The sequence below is a fragment of the Pseudomonas lundensis genome, assembly GCF_002269125.1.
GTDB lineage: Bacteria > Pseudomonadota > Gammaproteobacteria > Pseudomonadales > Pseudomonadaceae > Aquipseudomonas > Aquipseudomonas lundensis_A.
The window spans coordinates 13,309-31,800 of the sequence record NZ_NQKI01000027.1; the positions used below are offsets into that span (position 1 = coordinate 13,309).

Sequence of the window (18,492 nt, forward strand, 5' to 3'; positions counted from 1 at the left end):
CCAACTCCCTGTCAGGCGACTGCCGCCATGTTCCGCGCGCCTGCATGCAGGCCACGGTACAGGCGCATTTGAACTTCATTGCCGAGGCTGTAATAGCGGGTGAGCAGGGTCTGGCCACGGGATGAAAAACGGTTATAGGCAATCACCGCCGGAATCGCCGCAAACAGGCCAATCGCGGTGGCAATCAAGGCTTCGGCAATCCCTGGCGCTACAGTGGACAATGTGGCCTGCTGCACCTGAGACAAGCCGATGAAAGCGTTCATGATCCCCCACACAGTGCCAAACAGACCGATGTACGGGCTGACCGAGCCCACCGTCGCGAGGAACTGCAAGCCCTTTTCAAGGCGCACTTCCTGCTCGGCAATCGCTACGTACAATGCGCGTTCGATCCCCTGCATCACCCCGTCAGGATCAATCCCCGGTTGTTGTTTAAGCTGCGCGTACTCGCTATAGGCCGCCGCAAACACCTGTTCGGCACCGGCATCTTCGTGGCGATTGTCGCGGCTCTCGCGGTACAGCGCGTTCAGCTCGCCCTGACTGCGCAAGCGCTCAGCAAAAGCGTCCATGTCCCGTTCACTGCGGCGCAAAATGACACTGCGGCGCACGATCAAAAACCAGCTCAGCACAGACGCCAGAAACAACACCAGCATGACCCCTTTGACCAACAGACTCGCGTCGCTGATCAAACCCCACATCGTCATCTGTTCCATAGTCGCTTGCATACCTGACTCCTTGCTCAAGACGGCGCCGCTCTGCGGGAGTGGCGCACAGATAAAATTCAAAACCACTGCAGTGACCGGTTGATGACAAACGGCTCAAGGCAAATTAAGGGTCTTGGCCACCTCGGCCCACGGGATGTACTTGTAGTTCTGGCTTTGCTCCGGCATACGCTTGCGGCCGTCCTGCACCACCAGCATGCCCTGGGCAAACGGGCCGCCAAGGCTGGCCGAGGTCACGTCAAGACCATCCGTTTCAGACGCGCCGTCAATTCCGGCTTCGGCATTGACGCCCACACGAAAGGCGCCGCGAACGGCATAAGGCGGCGCCGCATCCAACACCACATAACTGTCATTGCCCTGGCTGGAGATCACCAGATAGGCCTGCTTGGCGGTCTGATACAGCGCCAGCCCTTCGATGTCGTCGTGCACCTGATCACCAACGCTGATCACGCGGGTCAACGTGGCGGGATGATCGGGACGCGCATCCACAGCCCACACGGCCACATCCTCTTCGCCCACGAACAACCGTTGCTGTTGGTCGTGCGCTACACAGCCTTCAGGTTGGGTCTGGACGCTGAACTGCCGGACCAGCTCGCCTTGCACCTGATCGCCGTGGGCGCTCAGGCGGTGCTGTACGAACGTGCCGTCCTTGTCGTTGGCGAAACTGTAGATTTCGCCCCCCGGCGCCTTGAACAGGCATAAGCCGTAGATGTCCTTGACCGGCGTCGGCACCTCGCCCACTGCACGCACCTCACCCGTGGTACGGTCGATGCTAAATACGCTCAGGCTGTTGTGGTCTCGGTTGCTCGCCACTGCCAGGTCCACGGTGCGCTCACCCAACGTAAAACCGGGGCGCACGTCGACGTTATTCAGGCGCCCGACTTCAAGGTGCTGGACCCGCTGCCCTTGCAGGTCATACACCTCCAGGCCGTTCTTTTTATTGGTGCCCAACACCCGACTCATTGCCGGATTTTGCGGGTTAACCCAAATGGCCGGGTCATCCGCTGCATCGCCCTGACTGACCACCGGCTCGGTTTGCACCACGGGTTTGATAACAGGCATTACTGCAGTGGAACGGGCCGGGGGCGGCTTCCAGTCCAACAGCCCCTGGTAGACCTGTTGGTTACTGTCGTCCTGAACCAGCACTTGCAACCCCTGAGGCGTTTGGCGCACCGCTAAGTGTTCCGGCTCTTTGAGCGTGCCCAGTGGCAATCGGGCCACCGGCGACCAACCGTTCCCTTGCTGCTGGTAGAGATGCAGTTGCGCCGCTTTCGGGTCCAGGCCAAGCATCCCGCCCGGCACCAGCGCCATGGCCCCGGCCGCTTTTTTCACCTCACCAAAGGGCTCGATCAGCGCCACCGGCACCCGCGAGGCATCGGCCTCGGCGTGGGCCGGGTACACCCACCAGCCGACTTTTTCTTCATTCACGAACAACTGTTGCCCGGCATCGTCAACCTGACAGAACTCAGCATTCGGCGGTAACGGCAGGCTGCGCACCAACCGTGGCTCGGCCAGTCGTTTGCGCTCAGCAGCCACCAGCCATTGCTCGCCCTTGCCCTCTTCACCCACCGTGAACAGGTAGACATTGCTTGCCTCGTCGCGGTACAGGCACACGCCGTTGACGGCGTACTCACGGGGCGGCAAGTAGACCGGTGCCTGCCACTCATGGCTGCGCGGGTCGAGGCTGAACAACGCCACTTGCTGTTTTTTCTCGTCATGGCTGGCAACCAGTACCTGATCGCCCAACGCACGGCTGTCCAGCGAGGCGAAAGCACCCGCGGCGTGGCTCAGGGTTTTGCCCTGTGCGTCGAGCAGCAACACCCCGTCACGCTTGCTCACGGTCAGCCGCTGGTCCCCGGCGGCAAAACCCAGCGCCTGGGCTTTGCCCTGCCCCCACGGTTGCAGGGTCGGCGCAGCGATCTCAGGAGCGGCCTGCGCCGTGACGGCGCTGAGGCATGCCAGGATCGGCAACAGACACGGTTTACGGATAAAACCCATGATTGGAAATTCCTTCTACTGGCCCGCTCGGGCCGCCTTTAAAAATGGGTGAACGTCAGGCCCAGCGAATAGGTCGGCCCATACTCTTCGTACTGGTTGTTGTAACGACGGTTGCCGCTGTAGACGAAGTAAGGCTGGTCGGTGAGGTTCTGCGCCTCAAAGCTGACTTGCAGGTTTTTGGTCAGCGAATAACGGGCACTGAAATCGACAAAGGTTTGCGCATCGACATGCAGGTCGTGGGCTTTGTCACTGATCCCCGCCAGTTCATAGAGGTACTGCGACTTGTAGTTGGCAGACAGGCGCAAGCTGAGCGCGTCGTCCTCCCACCCGAGCATCAGGTTGCCCACGGTGTCGGACTGGTTGGGCAAGTCGATGTCGCGTTTGCGGTTTAGCCCGGCGGCCTGATCGAACCCTTCAATGCTGGCGCTGGAGCGGCTGAAGGTGGTGTTGGCGCCGAGCAACAGGCCATTCCACGGCGCAGGCAGCCAGTCAAACTTCTGCGAATAGGCCAACTCCAGTCCGTACAGCTTGGCGCTGTCGCCATTGGCGTAGGTGTGCGCCTGCGTGAAGTCGGCCCACTCACCACTGCCCGCCAGGTCGTTGTTGTAGACAAAGTTCTTGATGTCTTTATAGAAGAGGAACGCCGACACCGTGCCCGCCTGCCCCATGTAATGCTCGATGCCGAGGTCGAAGTTGCTCGATTCCAGCGGCTTGAGGTTCGGGTTGCCGAAACTGGCTTCGTCATCCTCGATCACAAACCCCGGCGCCAGTTGGCCGAAGGTCGGGCGTACCACAGCATTAGTCCATGCGGCCCGTAACTGGGTGTTTTTATCCAGTTGATAGCGTGCGTGCAGCCCCGGTAACCAGTGGTGGTAATCGCGTTTTGTGTCCTGCGCTTCAAAGGCACCATCGCGCACGCCCGTGCCTTTGGCTTCGAATTGCGTGCCCTCGTAGCGCATGCCGGCGATAAAACGCCAATCGTCAATATCGAGGGTGTTCATCACGTACCCGGCGTTGATGTCTTCGCGCATGCTGAAGTCATTGGCCCGCGACTCCTGTGCATCGTAGTAATCGCCGGGGTTAAGGCCGCCAATCAGGTCTTTGATCGCCCCCCCGCTGATGCCAGGACCGAACTGGCCCAGTTGATAATGCACATTGCCCTTGTCGAACTGGGTCAAGTTCAACTGCGCGGCGTTAAAACCGGCGTCATCGAAATCTTTGTAAACCCAGGCATTGAGGTCATTGTCCTTGTGGCGGCGGCTGACCTTGCCGCCAAACTTGACCTGCGAGGCATACCCCTGAACGTCGTAGTCACGGGCCAGATCGAGGCGAAGGTTTTTCTCGGTGTCCCGGGTGTCCTGCTCTTCCCAGTCGACTTTGTCGAGGGTGAAGTTGGACGGGTCATAAAACCCTGTGCCAATGATCGGGCGCGGCTTTTCAGTGCCGTAAAAGCCGCTGTCGGGGAAGCTGGAGTTGCCTTTGAACGTGGCGCCCGCGATGTGCCCCGGACTGTCTTCACTGGACGTGCTGTAACCCGCCTGCCCGCTGAGGGTCCATAAGCCCATCATGCGTTCGCCACCGAACACGTAAGACTGAATTTCCTGGGTTTCTTCGCGCTGCTTGAGCTTGCGCTTGGCTTTGGCCTTGCCCAACTCACCCGCCGCCTGTGGTTTGTCGAATTCGATGCTGGTGGCGTTACGGGTTTCAGTGTCCTTGAAACGACTGTAAAGCGTGCGCAGGTACAGTTGGGTGTCGTCATCGGGCTTGTAGTCGAAGTTCAACCCGCCGCCGGTGCGTTCACGGCTGATGTCGTACACGCGCTGCTCGAAGCTGTTGAGCCGGGCGCCGTTGTTGAAGTCCCATGCGCCGCCGGTTTCGACGTTATCCGAACCAAAGTCCCGTTTGTTCCAGCTCAGGGCAGCGGCCACACCGAAGTTATCAATGCCGTCACCCAGACTGAAACGATCACTGATCGCCCCCGAAAACTTGGGACTGGTCTGGTGGGTGTTCTTGTTATAACCGGCCTCACTGCTGCCGGTGTAAAACAGCCCTTTGTGGTCGAACGCCGACAGGCTTTGTACGTCCACCGTGCCGCCCAACGAGTTGGCATCCATGTCCGGGGTCAGGGTTTTGATCACTGACAGCGATTGCACCAGTTCGGATGGCAGTACATCCAGCGCCACCGCCCGGCGCGCGCTCTCCGGTGAAGGCACCAGCGTGCCGTTAATGGTCACGCTGTTGAGGTCTGGCCCCAGACCGCGCACGCTGACAAAACGCCCTTCCCCCTGATCGCGCTCGACACTGATGCCCGGCAAGCGCTGCACGGCTTCAGCGACGTTGGCGTCGGGCAACTGCGCAACGCCGTCGGCGTGCACCACGCTCTCGATGTTGTCCGAGTGACGTTGTTCCTTGAGCGCCTGATCGATGCTCGCGGCCTGCCCGACCACTTCCACATGCTCAGTAGCACCTGTGGCAGCCGCGTCGGCTGCGCTCAGGCGTTCACTGGCAATCGCTATAGCCAGCGCACTGACTGTAAACCCGAACCACTGTGCCTTACTGCGACACTTGTACATGCTTGTGCTCCCCCAGCGTCCCGCGACCGGCCGGGCAAGTGGCCCGGCAATTGGTAGCGAAAACTAGGCACCGCGAATGACAGTGCTGTGACAGGGGGTGGCGCAACACCCCGAAATCAGCGGGTTTGGGGGCAGATGAGTGACGAAATGAGCTGATTTGACCTCACGCGGTGCGGTGTTGCTGTTCAGGTACGAGGCTGCGGTCAAGGCCAAGCCCCTGTGCTGACCTCATCACACTAACGGCGCCACCCGCGCGCGGCTCGACAGCCACTGCAAACGCTGTTGTTTAAAGAAATTTCTTGCAACACCTCTGAGCTGATTCGACCCGGCGCACCCGTCATACCGTTGTCACATTGCTCTGGTCTGCTGACCGGCACTACGTTTTGGTAGAACACATATGAGCGGGTTAAACGTGCTTAAACACCATCGCTGGAAACTCACCTTGCTGGTGCTGGGGGCCAACATCGGCTTGCTGCTCAACCTGGCTTTCGGCACCGCAAAACCGGTCAGTGAGTGGCAATGGCTGGACATCCTCGGCGAAGGCGGGACGGCGCTGTTCATGCTGTTCTGGCTCGCACTGGTACTCAAAAGCCGTCCTGCCGGGCGTGTCACCAACTACCTGGCCAGCGGTTTGTGCTTCATGTTTTTCTCGTGGTGGATCGATGTGCTCGACGAGTTTATCCGCCTGCCCAAACACATCGGCTGGGATCACTGGCTGGAGTCAGCACCGATGCCGGTGGGCATGGTCCTGTTGACCATCGGCCTGTTCCACTGGCACCGCGAACAGTTGGCCATCAGCCAGCAAATGGAGAAACGCGAGCGGATATTCCGGGAACATCGCCTGTTTGACAAGCTGACGCCGCTGGGTGGCGCCGATTACCTCAAGCGTCAGGTCAACGACTGCCTGAGCCAAAGCCTTGAGCACCAGCAGCCATTGTCGCTGCTGGCGCTCGACCTCGACCACTTCGCCGCGATCAATCAGCAATACGGCCACGCTGAAGGCGACGCCGTGCTGCAAGCCATCAGCCAATTGTTGCTGCTCAACCTGCGCCGTCACGACCTGCTGTGCCGTCTGGCCGGGGATCGCTTTGTGATGGTATTGCCCAATACCGGCGAAAGTCAGGGGCGCCTGCTGGCACTGGAAATGGAGCAGGCAGTGCAAAGTCTGGCGCATAAAACCCGTTTACAGGGCGAACGGGTCTACCTGTGCGCGAGCACTGCGGTGGTAATGGCGGTCGACGAAACACCGGACGCCCTGCTCAAACGCCTGAACCTGGCACTGGCCCGCGCCAAACCACCGAGGATCAAGCGCGCATGAGCCGGCCCGGCGGATGGTACGAAGCCGACACGCGTTTTATACCTGGGCATTACCAGCCCGCAACGCTGATTGATCTGGCACTGTCGCGGGACATCGACAGCCATCGTCTGCTACGCGGCACCGGGCTGTTTTACGAAGACGTTCTGGCAGGCACGACCTGTGTCAGCCCGCAGCAGTTTTTCAGCCTGATCGGCAATGCCCGTCGCCTGCTGGACGCTGACGACAGCAGTTTTCTGTTCGGCCAGCGCTTGTTGCCGGGGCATTACGGGCCTGCCAGCCACGCCCTGCAACAGGCGCCCAATCTGCATCAAGCGCTTGAAACCGTGATCCACCATCGCGCCCTGCTCAGCCCGCTGCTGACACCGCGACTGATACTCGACGATCACTACGCCTATGTGTATTGGCTCGACAGCAGCGGCGCCCAGGAGCAAGCACGGTTTGTGCTGGAAGCCAGCATGACGGCGCTAGTGGCCATGAGTCAGTGGCTCAGTGGCGAACGGCTGCCCTGGGAATGCCGCTTCAACCATGCCGAACCCCGCTATGTAGAGCAATACTGGGTGCATCTGGGCGAGAACAGCCAGTTTGGCTGCCAGTTGGACATGATGCGCATCCCCCGGGAGTGCCTCACCCGGCCATGGCCCAACGCCTCGGCCATTGCACGGCAAGTGGCGTTGCAACACGCGCAGCGCGAACTCGACGGCCTGGGGTTCAGCACCAGTTTGCTTGACCGTTTATACGTGTATTTGCGCGAAAACGCGCACCGTGCGCCGAGCCTGGAACTCACCGCCCAAACCCTGGGCATGAGCCAGGCCACCCTCAAACGCAAACTGAATAAACACGGCACACACTTTCAGGCGCAACAGGATCAAGCGCGCAAACACATGGCGCTGTACCTGTATCAAATCAAAGGAATGAGCAACGAAGACGTGGCGCGCTACCTGAATTTCAGCGACCCGGCCAACTTCCGGCGCTCGCTCAAGCGCTGGACCGGTTGCACGCCCAATCTGATACGCCAGTTGTTTTCCTGATTCCAGGCATGAGGCTGCCTCAAGCCAGCAACCTCGTTACCTCGAACACGTGACGGGTAGTTACTGCGCCAATGCCTGCAACCTGGCGAGTTCCTCCACAGCCAGCGGTATGCCTTGCTTGAGCGACTGGGCGCGCGTCTTGAACCGACGATCGCCCGGCAGCCGTTCAAGGCCTGCCGCGTGCATCTGGCGCACCAGTTCAGCGCTGCGCCCGGCAAAACTGTTGCCCCCGGATTTGCTCGGGTCAATCACGATCAGTAACTGGCCGGTCCATGGCGTTTGCGCGCCGGGGTGTTTAGACCAGTCAAACTCGAACGAGAAATTGCCGCCGGTCAACGCCGCCGCGAGCAACTCCACCATCATCGACAGCGCCGAGCCTTTATGCCCGCCAAACGGCAGCAAGGCCCCGCCGTCGAGAATGGCTTTCGGGTCCTGCGTGGGCTCACCCAGGCGATCAACACCCATACCCGCCGGCAGGTCGTGGCCTTTACGCGCCGCAATTTGCACATCGCCATGAGCAATGGCGCTGGTGGCCAGATCAAAGACAATGGGATGGTCATCGGCCCGGGGCGCGGCGAAGGCAATCGGGTTGGTGCCAAACAAGGGTTTTTGCGCGCCATGGGGCACTACGCACGTCATGCTGTTGACCACGCTCAATGCCACCAGCCCCTCTTCAGCGAACGGCTCAACGTCCGGCCAAAGCGCCGCAAAATGGTGCGAGTTGCGAATGGCCAGTACCGCAATTCCGGCGCTGCGGGCTTTTTCGACCAGCAAGGAGCGAGCGGCGGCCAATGCCGGTTGAGCGAAGCCATTGGCCGCATCCACCCGGATAAAACCCGACGCGACATCTTCAACCTTGGGGGTTGCCTGCCCATCGACCCAATTACTGGCCAGCGAAGACAAATAGCCAGGAATGCGGAACACACCGTGGCTGTAGGAACCGTCGCGCTGGGCTCGTGCGCAGTTATCAGCCAGCACCCTGGCCACGGTGCCAGAGGTGCCGTGGCGCTCAAAAATCTGTTGCAGCAAGGCGGTCAATTGATCCAGTGACAGCGATTCAACGGCCTGCGGGGAAGCGTCGGACTGAGACATGCGGTGTGCTCCAATCTCGTTGTTATTGTCGTGGGTAACTATCCGGCGATGACAGATATCTGTCAATTGTTGACTTAATGACAGAAAACATTCACTTTCTGCAACGCGCTGAAATAAAAACAGGAACAGCAGCCGTGAGTCAGTCGATCAAACAACGCCTGGAAAGCAGCCTGTCAACCGCCGCCCCATCGGGTCGGGCGATTGCCAGTTACATGCTGGCCAACCTCTACGAGCTGCCTTTTCAAACGGCTGCTGACATTGCCGGCAAGCTGGGTGTCAGCGAGTCCAGTGTCGGGCGTTTTTGCCGGGCGCTGGGTTACAGCCATTTCAAAGAACTGAAAAACGACCTTAAAGACGACCTGGGGGATGGCCCCTGGCTGGTCGGTGATCGCTTGCAAGAATTCCGCCAACAATCAAGCCAAAGCCCGCAGGCGCTGCCGCGCAGCTTCGAGCTGGAAGTCGGTGCACTGGTCAAGGTCTACGAATACAGCCTGACCCCCGCGTGGCAAACCGTCAGTCAGCGCCTGGCCACACGCCGCAAAGTGTTTGTCGCCGGTTTTCAAACCGAGCGCGGCATCGCGGCCTCGATGGTGCATTTGCTGCAATACATCCGCGACGGCGTGCACCTGGTGGACGGTGCGGCCGGGCATTACGCCGATGTCCTGTTATGCCCCGACAACGACTGTGCACTGGTGGTATTCGAGGCACGGCGTTATTCGCGCCACGCCCAGCACCTGTGCCGCAAGGCCCGCGAAGCCGGTATCCCGGTGACGCTGGTCACGGACACCTTCTGCGACTGGGCCGACCAGTACGCCGATGAAGTGTTTCGCGTACCGACCGAATTCAACCTGTTCTGGGAATCCACGGCGGCCATGCTGTCGCTGGTGCACCTGTTGATTAATGAAGTCTGCAAACAACTGGGACCGGACGTCGAAAAACGTCTTGAGGCAACCGCGGCCTTGCACAACGAGTTCGTGGGCTACACCTCCTCACCCGGCACAAAACAATAAAACGAGGTGCTAGATGAAAAACGTCATTCGCTTTGCAAGTGCATGTGCAATGGTTGTAGCCGTAGCGTCCAACGCTCAGGCCGACAAACTGACAATCGCCACGGAAGGCGCCTACCCTCCATTTAACTACGTGGACTCGGACAACAAGCTGCATGGCTTTGACGTCGACATCACGATGGCCGTCTGCGAACGCATGAAAGCCGACTGCACCCTGGTGGCACAGGACTGGGACGGCATCATTGCCGGCCTGATGGCGAAAAAATACGACGCGATTGTGGCGTCGATGATCGTCAACGATGAGCGCAAGCAAAAAATCGCGTTCACCAATCATTACTACCGCACCCCGCTGTCAATTGCCGTCCCGAAAGATTCGGACATCACCGATGCGCAAAGTGACTTCAAAGGCAAAACCGTCGGTGCGCAAAGCGCCGCGACACAGAGCATTTATGCCGAAGAGCATTACAAGGACGCCGACCTGAAGTTGTATCCGACCCTCGACGAAGCCAACAGTGAACTGGCCAATGAGCGGGTCGATGTGGTGATTGCGGACAAATTTCCGTTGCTGGAATGGGTCAATAAAACCGGCAAGGACTGCTGCAAGATCATTGGCGACGTTAACGGCACGCTGGCCGACGCCGCGATTGCCGTGCGCAAAGAAGACAACGCCTTGCGCGAGCGCTTCAACAAGGCGCTGGACGAGATCGTCGCTGACGGCACCTACAAAAAGATCTCCAGCAAGTACTTCGACTTCGACATTTATTAACCTGTCCGCCCTCGTTTGAGGGCAGCCTGCCTAACGCCTTGCCCTGCGCGCCCAGTGTGCGCAGCGGCTCAATATCGGCCCGAATTTGTCCGGGGACTGGAGCATGCTCGATCAACTTTCATTGCTTTCCTTTGCCAGTGGCGGCTGGGGCTCGGCGCTGCTCGCCGGGTCGCTGGTCACCATCGCCCTGGCGTTGAGCTGCCTGCCCATCGGTTTGCCACTGGGCCTGTTCGTGGCGGTGGCCGCGCGCTCCAAAAATCGCTGGATGCGCGCTTGGGCGACGACATTTTCCACCGTGTTTCGCGGGCTGCCGGAACTGCTCACGCTGTTGATCATTTACTACGGCTGCCAGATCGCCGCGCAAAAAATCCTTGCGCTGATGGGGTACGACACGCAGTTCACAATCAACACCTTCGTGGCGGCGATGATTGCCTTCAGCCTGGTGTTTGCAGCGTTCTCCAGCGAAATCTGGCTGGGTGCCTTTAAAACCATTCCAAAAGGTCAATTTGAAGCCGCCTCGGCGCTGGGCCTTTCGCCGTTCACAACGTTTCGCAAAGTGGTGCTGCCGCAACTGGCGCGCATCGCCTTGCCCGGTTTGTCCAATAACTGGCTGTCACTGCTTAAGGACACCTCGCTGGTATCGACCATCGCCCTGGTCGACTTGATGCGTCAGACCAACCTGGCGGTGAGCGTGACCAAGGAACCGATGTTGTTCTACAGCGTGGCGTGTTTCATCTACCTGTTCTTCTCAGCGATTTCCGGCCGCCTGTTTGCCTACCTGGAGCGCCATTTCAATCGTCATCAGCGGAGCGTGCAGCCATGAGCCTGACGGACCTGCAAAACCTGTTGCTCAGCCCCGACTTGCTGGAACGCTACGGCCCGCGCTTTATCGACGGCTTGTGGGTGACCTGCAAACTGGTGGGCATTTCCTTCACCCTGGGCGCCCTGCTCGGTTTGTTGATTGCCTTGGGTCGCCTGTCGAACAGCCGCTTTCTGCGCAGTTTTACCGGTGCCTACGTGTACTTCTTCCGGGGTTCACCGCTGCTGGCGCAACTGTTCTTGCTGTACTACGGGCTTGGCTCATTCAAAAGCGTGTGGCAAGACGTCGGGCTCTGGTGGTTCTTCCGTGACGCCTGGCTGTGCACCCTGCTGGCGTTCACCCTCAACACCGCGGCCTACCAGGCCGAGATTCTGCGCGGCGCCATTCTGTCCGTAGCCCAGGGCCAGCGTGAAGCCTGCAAAGCCTTGAACCTGTCGCGCTGGACCACCTTTCGCAAAATCGTATTGCCGCAATCGCTGTTGGTGGCCATCGGCCCGCTGGGCAACGAACTGATCCTGATGATCAAAGCCAGCGCCATTGCCTCGCTTGTCACCATCTATGACCTGATGGGCGTGACCAAAATGGTGTTCTCGCGCAGCTTCGACTTTCAGGTCTACCTGTGGGCCGCCGTGCTGTATCTGGTGATCGTGGAAGTGGTGCGCCGCAGCCTGAAACTGATCGAAGGTCGACTCGGCCGTCATTTGCAGTAAGCCCATTGTCCGGGCTGCAAACACGGCCCCCGTTTCAAGGATTTGACTATGCATTGCGACACCATTGTTCTGGGAGCCGGCATCGTCGGCGTCAGTACCGCGCTGCAACTCCAGGCCCGAGGGCGCAACGTGGTGTTACTTGACCGGGCCCAGCCCGGTTGCGGAACCAGCCACGGTAATGCCGGGTTGATCGAGCGTGCCAGCGTGATTCCTTACTCGTTCCCGCGAGAAATCTCACGCTTGCTGCGCTATGGCCTTAATCAACAATCCGATGTGCGCTACAGCCTCAAGCACCTGCCCAAGGCCGGTCCCTGGCTGATGCAGTATTGGCGCCAATCCGGGGCCAAAGGGCTGGCCAAGGCCACCCGCGCCATGTTGCCGCTGATCGAGCGCTGCGTCACCGAGCACGACGCGCTGGCCGGGCCTGCGGGCATGACCGGCCTGATCAAAGACAGCGGCTGGGTAGAGGTTTACCGCACCCGAGACGACTTCGACAAAGCCCAGCGCGATGCCGCTGCATTGCTCGAATACACGCTCAACTACCGGGTGCTCGGGCAGGCCGAGGTGCATGCACTGGAACCGGGCTTGCACGAGGACGTGATCGGCGGTATTCACTGGCTCGACCCCAAAACGGTCAGCGATCCGGGCGGACTGACCCGTGGTTACGCTGAACTGTTCATCAAGCGCGGCGGGACCTTCGTCATCGGTGACGCCACCAGCCTGCGCCCGACCGCCGGCCAGTGGCAGGCTGACAGCCATAAGGGGTTGATCGTGGCCAACGAAGCCGTGGTCACTTTGGGGCCTCAAGCGCGGGACATATTTGAACCGCTTGGCTACCCAATTCCGCTGGCAATCAAGCGCGGCTACCACATGCACTACGCCGCGAAAGACGGCCACACCATGCAACACCCGATTCTGGATTCGGTGGGCGGCTATGTGTTGGCGCCGATGGTGGGCGGAATACGCCTGACCACCGGCATCGAATTTGCCGACAGCGATGACCCGATCAACGAAATCCAGCTGCGCCGTTGCGAAGAACGCGCCCGGCGCCTTTACCCGCTGGGCGAGCGCCTGGACGCCGAACCGTGGCTGGGCCGCCGCCCCTGCCTGCCGGACATGTGCCCCGTGATTGGCCCGGCCTCGCGCCATAAAGGCCTGTGGTTCAACTTTGGGCATGCCCACCACGGCCTCACCCTTGGCCCCGTGAGCGGACGCCTGCTGGCAGAAATGATGACCGGCGAATATCCCTTCACCGACCCGACACCCTACAGCGCCGAGCGCTTTTACTGATTACTGGAGACACACAATGCATGCACAACCTGCTTACGTTCACACGCCCGTGTCTCCCTCATCGGACACCCGAAAGGTAGTCGTAGACATCGCTGGCCTGAACAAGTACTACAGCGCCTTTCATGTCCTCAAAGGCATCGACCTGAAAGTCCGCGAAGGCGAGCGCATCGTCCTGTGCGGCCCGTCGGGTTCAGGCAAGTCCACCTTGATCCGCTGCATCAACCGGCTGGAAATCGCTGAAAAAGGCAGCATCCTGATCAACAACACCGACTTGTCCCACACCACCCGTGAAGCCGCCAGGGTGCGCAGTGAAATCGGCATGGTGTTCCAGCACTTCAACCTCTTCCCCCACATGAGCGTGCTCGACAACTGCATCCTGGCGCCCATGTCAGTACGCGGTCTGTCGCGCAAAAAAGCGGTTGAACTGGCCCAGCACTTCCTGAACAAAGTCGGCATTGCCAGCCAGGCCGATAAATACCCCAGCCAATTATCGGGTGGCCAGCAGCAACGCGTCGCCATTGCTCGCGCCCTGTGCATGGAACCGAAAATCATGCTGTTTGACGAACCGACGTCCGCGCTGGACCCGGAAATGGTCAGTGAAGTGCTCGACGTCATGGTCAACCTGGCGGGCAGCGGCATGACCATGCTCTGCGTGACCCACGAAATGGGGTTTGCGCGGCAAGTGGCCGAACGCGTGTTGTTCCTGGATGGCGGCATGATCATCGAAGACTCGCCGCCCAACGACTTCTTCAACGCACCGAAAAGCCCCCGGGCCAAGGCCTTTCTTGCGCAAATCGTGCATTGACTTGACGCTGTTGCGGGGGCACGCCGTTTTTCGGCTGTAGGCTGGCAGCGGTGCGCGCCCGTACACACAGCCTGTCGAGTTTCATGTTGCAAAGCGGATTAATACCCAACGTGCTGGTAAGGTGTGCGCCGACTTTTCGCCGCCTGCCGCACCTTGCGCAGGCGGCTGCATTTCCGTTTTTTGATGTGAGGCACCCCAACCATGCCCGAGCCGATCCCGCTCAAAGATCACGACACCGAGAAACGGCTGGTCAATAAAAGACTTATCGCGTGCGCTGCATTGGTACTGGCGATCAGTTGCGCGCTGGTGGGCAGGATGTATTTCCTGCAAGTCACCGAGTTCGACTACAACTCCACTGTTTCCGAAAACAACCGCGTGCATGTGTTGCCGATCCCGCCCGAACGCGGCTTTATCTATGACCGCAATGGCGTGTTGCTTGCCGATAACCAGCCCAGTTTCAACATGACCCTGACCCGCGAACGTGCGGGCGATACCGGCAAGGTGCTGGATTCAGTGATCAGCATCCTGCATTTGCCCGACGAAGAGCGCGCCGTATTTGCCAAAGCGATGAAACAGGCACGTCACCCGTTCGACCCGTCCACCCTGCTTTACGACTTGACGGAAGAACAGATCGCGCTGCTGGCCGTCAATCAGTACCGCTTGCCGGGTATCGATGTGGAGGCGCAGTTTGTCCGCCACTACCCTCAGGGCGATCATTTTGCGCATTCGGTGGGTTATGTTGGGCGCATCAACGAGAAAGAAACCAAGCAACTGGACCCCACCGAATACCGGGGCACGCAGTCGATTGGCAAGACAGGTATTGAACGTTTTTACGAACCGGAGCTGCACGGCAAAGTCGGCTTTGAAGAAGTCGAAACCAATGCCCAGGGTCGGGTCATGCGGGTGCTGCGCCACACCGATGCGGTGCCTGGCAAGAACATTGTGCTCAGCCTCGACATCAAGTTGCAGCAAGCAGCCGAAGCAGCCCTTGGCGACCGCCGAGGCTCGATCATCGCCATTGACCCGAAAACCGGTGAAGTGTTGGCAATGGTGAGCAAACCAAGTTTCGACCCCAACCTGTTCGTCACCGGCATCAGCACCAAAGACTATTCCGGTTTACGCGATTCCATCGACAAACCCTTGTTCAACCGGGCACTGCGCGGCCTGTATGCGCCTGGCTCGACCATCAAGCCTGAAGTCGCTATCGCCGGACTCGACAGTGGTGTGATTTCGGCCTCTACCCGGGTGTTCGACCCCGGCTATTTCCAACTGCCGAACGTCGATCACAAGTACCGCAACTGGAACCACAGCGGTGATGGCTGGGTGGACTTGAATGCTGCAATCATGCGTTCAAACGACACGTACTTCTATGATCTCGCGTCAAAACTGGGCATTGACCGCATGCACGACTATTTGTCGATGTTTGGCGTGGGGCAGAAAGTGTCGCTGGATATGTTCGAAGAATCGTCTGGCCTCATGCCGTCGCGTGAATGGAAACGCACGACCCGGCGCCAAGCCTGGTTCCCGGGCGAAACGGTGATCTTGGGAATTGGTCAGGGCTACATGCAGGTCACGCCTTTGCAGCTGGCACAGGCCACTGCGCTGATTGCCAATAAAGGTGTGTGGAACCGCCCGCATCTGGCACGCACCATCGACGGCGCGCCCCCGGTGGATGAACACCCGATGCCCGATATCGTGCTGCATGACCCCAAAGAATGGGACCAGGTCAACCATGCCATGCAACTGGTGATGCACGATGCGCGGGGTATCGCCCGTGCTTCAGCAGCCGGCGCGCAATACCGGATTGCCGGCAAGAGCGGTACGGCGCAAGTGGTGGCGATCAAGCAAGGTGAGCGTTACAACCGCTTGAAAACCGCTGAACGCAACCGCGACAACGCCTTGTTTGTGGGGTTTGCCCCGGCTGAAGACCCGCAGATCGTGATCTCGGTAATGATCGAAAACGGCGAAGCGGGTGGCCGTGTTGCAGGGCCGGTGGTGCGCCAGGTGATGGATGCGTGGCTGCTCGACAGTCAGGGCGGGCTGAAACCGCAATATGCCAGCCCGCAGGTTAAACACGGTAACCCGCATGTGTGAGTGACCGTTCCAGCTTCACCCCGGCACTCTTCCTGAGGAAGAGTGCCGGGGTGAGGCCGTGTTGAGCTTAATACCGCGCATCCGCAGGCTTGCCGCCATTAGGCCAGTCCTTGACCTTGTCCGGGAAGTCCGGCCGCGGCTGATGGGAGAAATACTCCGCCACATCCACTGCGTCCTGATCCGACAACCCACCCTGCCCCAACGGGAACCGCTCATGGAACCCAATCGGCATGTTGCGTTTGACAAACGCCGCAGCGGTGTAGGTACGCGCCATACCGGCGCCGATGTTGAAGGACTCCTCGCCCCATAACGGCGGGAAGATAAAGCTGCCGTCAGCGTGTTTCAAACCTTGGCCCTGATCGCCGTGACACACCGCGCATTGCTGGGCGTAGACCGCTTTGCCGTTGGCAGGGTCAGGCTGGATCGCCGGATCAACCTTGCCCACCCCTCGCCCCGCCACCTTATCGCCGGGCGCCGTGTTCATTTTCATCCAGTCAAAATACGCGACCATGGCCTGCATGTCGGGGGATGTCACGGGCAGCGGCTTGCCGTCCATGGAACGACGGAAACAGCCATTGATGCGATCTTCCAGCGTGATCTGTTTGCCTGCGCGCGGCGCATAACCGGGGAAGAATGCCGAGACACCAATAAACGGCGAACCGTCCGCTACCGTGCCCGCGTTCAAGTGGCAACTGGTGCAGTTCAGCGCATTGCCCACGTTGTCCGGTAACAAGGCTTTGGTTTGCAGGTGCAGGTGCAGGCGCATGCCGCGCACCACTTGATCGGCATTCGACGCTGTCAGCAGGTTGGCCAGGCGCGGTGTGACAAAGGCCGAGGCGTTCGCGGTGTCCGGGTTCAACTGTTTGCGCAGGCTGGCCACTTGCGCGGGGTTGATCGCCGGTGCGTCATTGCCCCAACTGCTGCGAACAAAACTCAGGATCTCGGCAATCTCGTCATCGGCCAGCCGGGCAAATCCGGGCATGGTCCAGACCCGCGGATGGGTTGCAGTCTCGGCGGTTTGCCAGCCGGTCAGGGTGATATGCAGCAAGGAGGTCGGGTTGGCCGCCGTGATGCCGGGGTTGCCGTTAAGCGGTGGGAACATGCCTTTGACCCCGCCGCCGTCCGGACGATGGCAGTCCGCGCAAAACTGCGTGTAACCAAGGCCGCCCCGGGTGGTGAACAGCGTATCTGGCGCTTTGGCGGGCTCCTGGGCCACTGCCGGCATGGGCAAGTCATCCTTGCCTGAGGGCAATGACTTCAGGTAACTGGCAATCGCCGTCAGGTCCGCCTCGCTGAAATGTTGGGTGCTGTGGTGGATCACGTCCGCCATGTTGCCTGACACCGTCGCAAAACGGTTTTGCCCGGTTTTGAGCAGTTGCACGGTGTCTTCTACGGTCCACAGGTTGCGCAAGCTCAACGCCCGCCAGGCTTCAACCGTCTCCCCGGCCAGGTAATGCTTGCCGCTGCTGCCCGCATCGCTGAGGGCTTTTTCCTGAAACGCCAGCCCCCGCGGGGTGTGGCACGATCCGCAATGCCCCAACCCTTGAACGAGGTAGGCACCGCGATTAAGGACCTCGCTTCTGGATGTGTCAGGCGTGAACGGCTGGTTGTCGACGAACATCCAGTTCCACAGCGTCAGGCCCCAGCGCTGATTGAACGGGAAGCTCATGTCGGACTCACGGTTCGCCTGTTTGACGGGGGACACGCCCTGCAACAGGTACGCGTACAGCGCGCGCATGTCGTCATCACTCATTTTGGCGTACGACGGGTACGGCATGGCCGGGTAGAGATTCTGGCCCGCCGGGGTCACGCCTTGACGCATCACGTTGTCAAACTGTTCAAAACTGTACTGACCAATCCCTGTCTCGGGGTCCGGCGTGATGTTGGTGGAATAGATCGTGCCCATGGGCGTTTTCAGCTCCAGCCCACCGGCCATGACGGCCCCGCCCTTGGCGGTGTGGCAGGCAATACAGTCACCGAGCTGCGCCACGTACTGGCCGCGCTGCACAACATCGGGGTCGGGAGGCTGAGCGGCGGCAGTTGCCGGGATCGGCTCGCTGGCGGACGTGTAGCAGGCGTAAAGAAACGTCAGGCCGACCGTGGCCAGACGCGCAAACTTGAAAACCATGGCGATATTCCTTTAAGGCACCGGCTTGGGGTGGTCCCCTCGGCACGGGCCGTGCTCGTTTTTTGTTATGAACTCCTCACACTGATCTTGTAACCGCTTTTGCACCCGCCGCCCTTGACCCGGATCATGCAGGCACACTGGCAT

At 59.9% G+C, this 18,492-nt stretch carries 14 protein-coding genes; 9 read left to right on the forward strand and 5 right to left on the reverse strand.

All coding sequences use genetic code 11. From position 1 onward, the window contains the following. Positions 1-11: 11 nt before the first annotated feature. From tolQ to CJF39_RS16325, 3 genes are all read right to left on the reverse strand, one after another. Positions 12-722 carry a protein TolQ gene (tolQ, locus tag CJF39_RS16315; RefSeq protein ID WP_094994345.1) on the reverse strand — a complete coding sequence of 237 codons (711 nt, stop codon included), beginning with the start codon at positions 720-722 and terminating at the stop codon, positions 12-14. A 93-nt stretch (positions 723-815) separates the two neighbouring features. Then, entirely contained in the window at positions 816-2,717 is a 1,902-nt protein-coding gene (locus CJF39_RS16320) for a phytase (protein WP_094994346.1), read from the reverse strand. 38 nt (positions 2,718-2,755) lie between these two features. Continuing rightward, positions 2,756-5,290: a TonB-dependent receptor gene (locus CJF39_RS16325; RefSeq protein WP_094994347.1), complete on the reverse strand. Its 2,535-nt coding sequence runs from the start codon at positions 5,288-5,290 to the stop codon at positions 2,756-2,758. 397 nt (positions 5,291-5,687) lie between these two features. On the opposite strand from CJF39_RS16325, the gene CJF39_RS16330 reads away from it, so the two are divergent. Both CJF39_RS16330 and CJF39_RS16335 read left to right on the forward strand, forming a co-directional pair. Continuing rightward, on the forward strand, positions 5,688-6,608 hold the full coding sequence (locus tag CJF39_RS16330; RefSeq protein ID WP_094994348.1) for a GGDEF domain-containing protein: 921 nt from the start codon (positions 5,688-5,690) through the stop codon (positions 6,606-6,608). Further along, positions 6,605-7,636, forward strand: a complete 1,032-nt coding sequence (locus CJF39_RS16335) for an AraC family transcriptional regulator (protein WP_094994349.1) — start codon at positions 6,605-6,607, stop codon at positions 7,634-7,636. Before CJF39_RS16330 ends, CJF39_RS16335 begins: the two co-directional genes overlap by 4 nt. 60 nt (positions 7,637-7,696) lie before the next feature. On the opposite strand, the gene CJF39_RS16340 is transcribed toward CJF39_RS16335, so the two are convergent. Further along, positions 7,697-8,728, reverse strand: coding sequence for an Ldh family oxidoreductase (locus CJF39_RS16340; protein ID WP_094994350.1), 1,032 nt, complete (start codon positions 8,726-8,728; stop codon positions 7,697-7,699). A 134-nt stretch (positions 8,729-8,862) separates the two neighbouring features. Between CJF39_RS16340 and CJF39_RS16345 the strand changes: the two genes are divergently transcribed. From CJF39_RS16345 to mrdA, 7 genes are all read left to right on the forward strand, one after another. Then, complete coding sequence (locus CJF39_RS16345) at positions 8,863-9,738, forward strand: MurR/RpiR family transcriptional regulator (RefSeq protein WP_094994351.1); 876 nt, start codon at positions 8,863-8,865, stop codon at positions 9,736-9,738. A 13-nt stretch (positions 9,739-9,751) separates the two neighbouring features. Continuing rightward, the gene (locus CJF39_RS16350; RefSeq protein ID WP_094994352.1) at positions 9,752-10,501 is read left to right on the forward strand and encodes a transporter substrate-binding domain-containing protein; all 750 of its coding nucleotides are present in this window, start codon (positions 9,752-9,754) and stop codon (positions 10,499-10,501) included. A 103-nt stretch (positions 10,502-10,604) separates the two neighbouring features. Further along, positions 10,605-11,324 (forward strand): ABC transporter permease, encoded by a 720-nt coding sequence (locus CJF39_RS16355; protein ID WP_094994353.1) that lies wholly within the window; start codon positions 10,605-10,607, stop codon positions 11,322-11,324. After that, positions 11,321-12,031, forward strand: a complete 711-nt coding sequence (locus CJF39_RS16360; RefSeq protein ID WP_094994354.1) for an ABC transporter permease — start codon at positions 11,321-11,323, stop codon at positions 12,029-12,031. The genes CJF39_RS16355 and CJF39_RS16360 overlap by 4 nt, the downstream gene beginning before the upstream one ends. 48 nt (positions 12,032-12,079) lie before the next feature. Continuing rightward, positions 12,080-13,321: an NAD(P)/FAD-dependent oxidoreductase gene (locus tag CJF39_RS16365; RefSeq protein ID WP_094994355.1), complete on the forward strand. Its 1,242-nt coding sequence runs from the start codon at positions 12,080-12,082 to the stop codon at positions 13,319-13,321. 16 nt (positions 13,322-13,337) lie between these two features. Next, positions 13,338-14,126: an amino acid ABC transporter ATP-binding protein gene (locus CJF39_RS16370; RefSeq protein WP_094994356.1), complete on the forward strand. Its 789-nt coding sequence runs from the start codon at positions 13,338-13,340 to the stop codon at positions 14,124-14,126. Positions 14,127-14,327: 201 nt separating this feature from the next. Then, the gene (gene mrdA, locus CJF39_RS16375; RefSeq protein ID WP_094994357.1) at positions 14,328-16,220 is read left to right on the forward strand and encodes a penicillin-binding protein 2; all 1,893 of its coding nucleotides are present in this window, start codon (positions 14,328-14,330) and stop codon (positions 16,218-16,220) included. A 67-nt stretch (positions 16,221-16,287) separates the two neighbouring features. Here mrdA and CJF39_RS16380 read toward each other — a convergent pair whose 3' ends face one another. Further along, positions 16,288-18,348: a c-type cytochrome gene (locus tag CJF39_RS16380; RefSeq protein ID WP_094994358.1), complete on the reverse strand. Its 2,061-nt coding sequence runs from the start codon at positions 18,346-18,348 to the stop codon at positions 16,288-16,290. Positions 18,349-18,492: the final 144 nt, after the last annotated feature.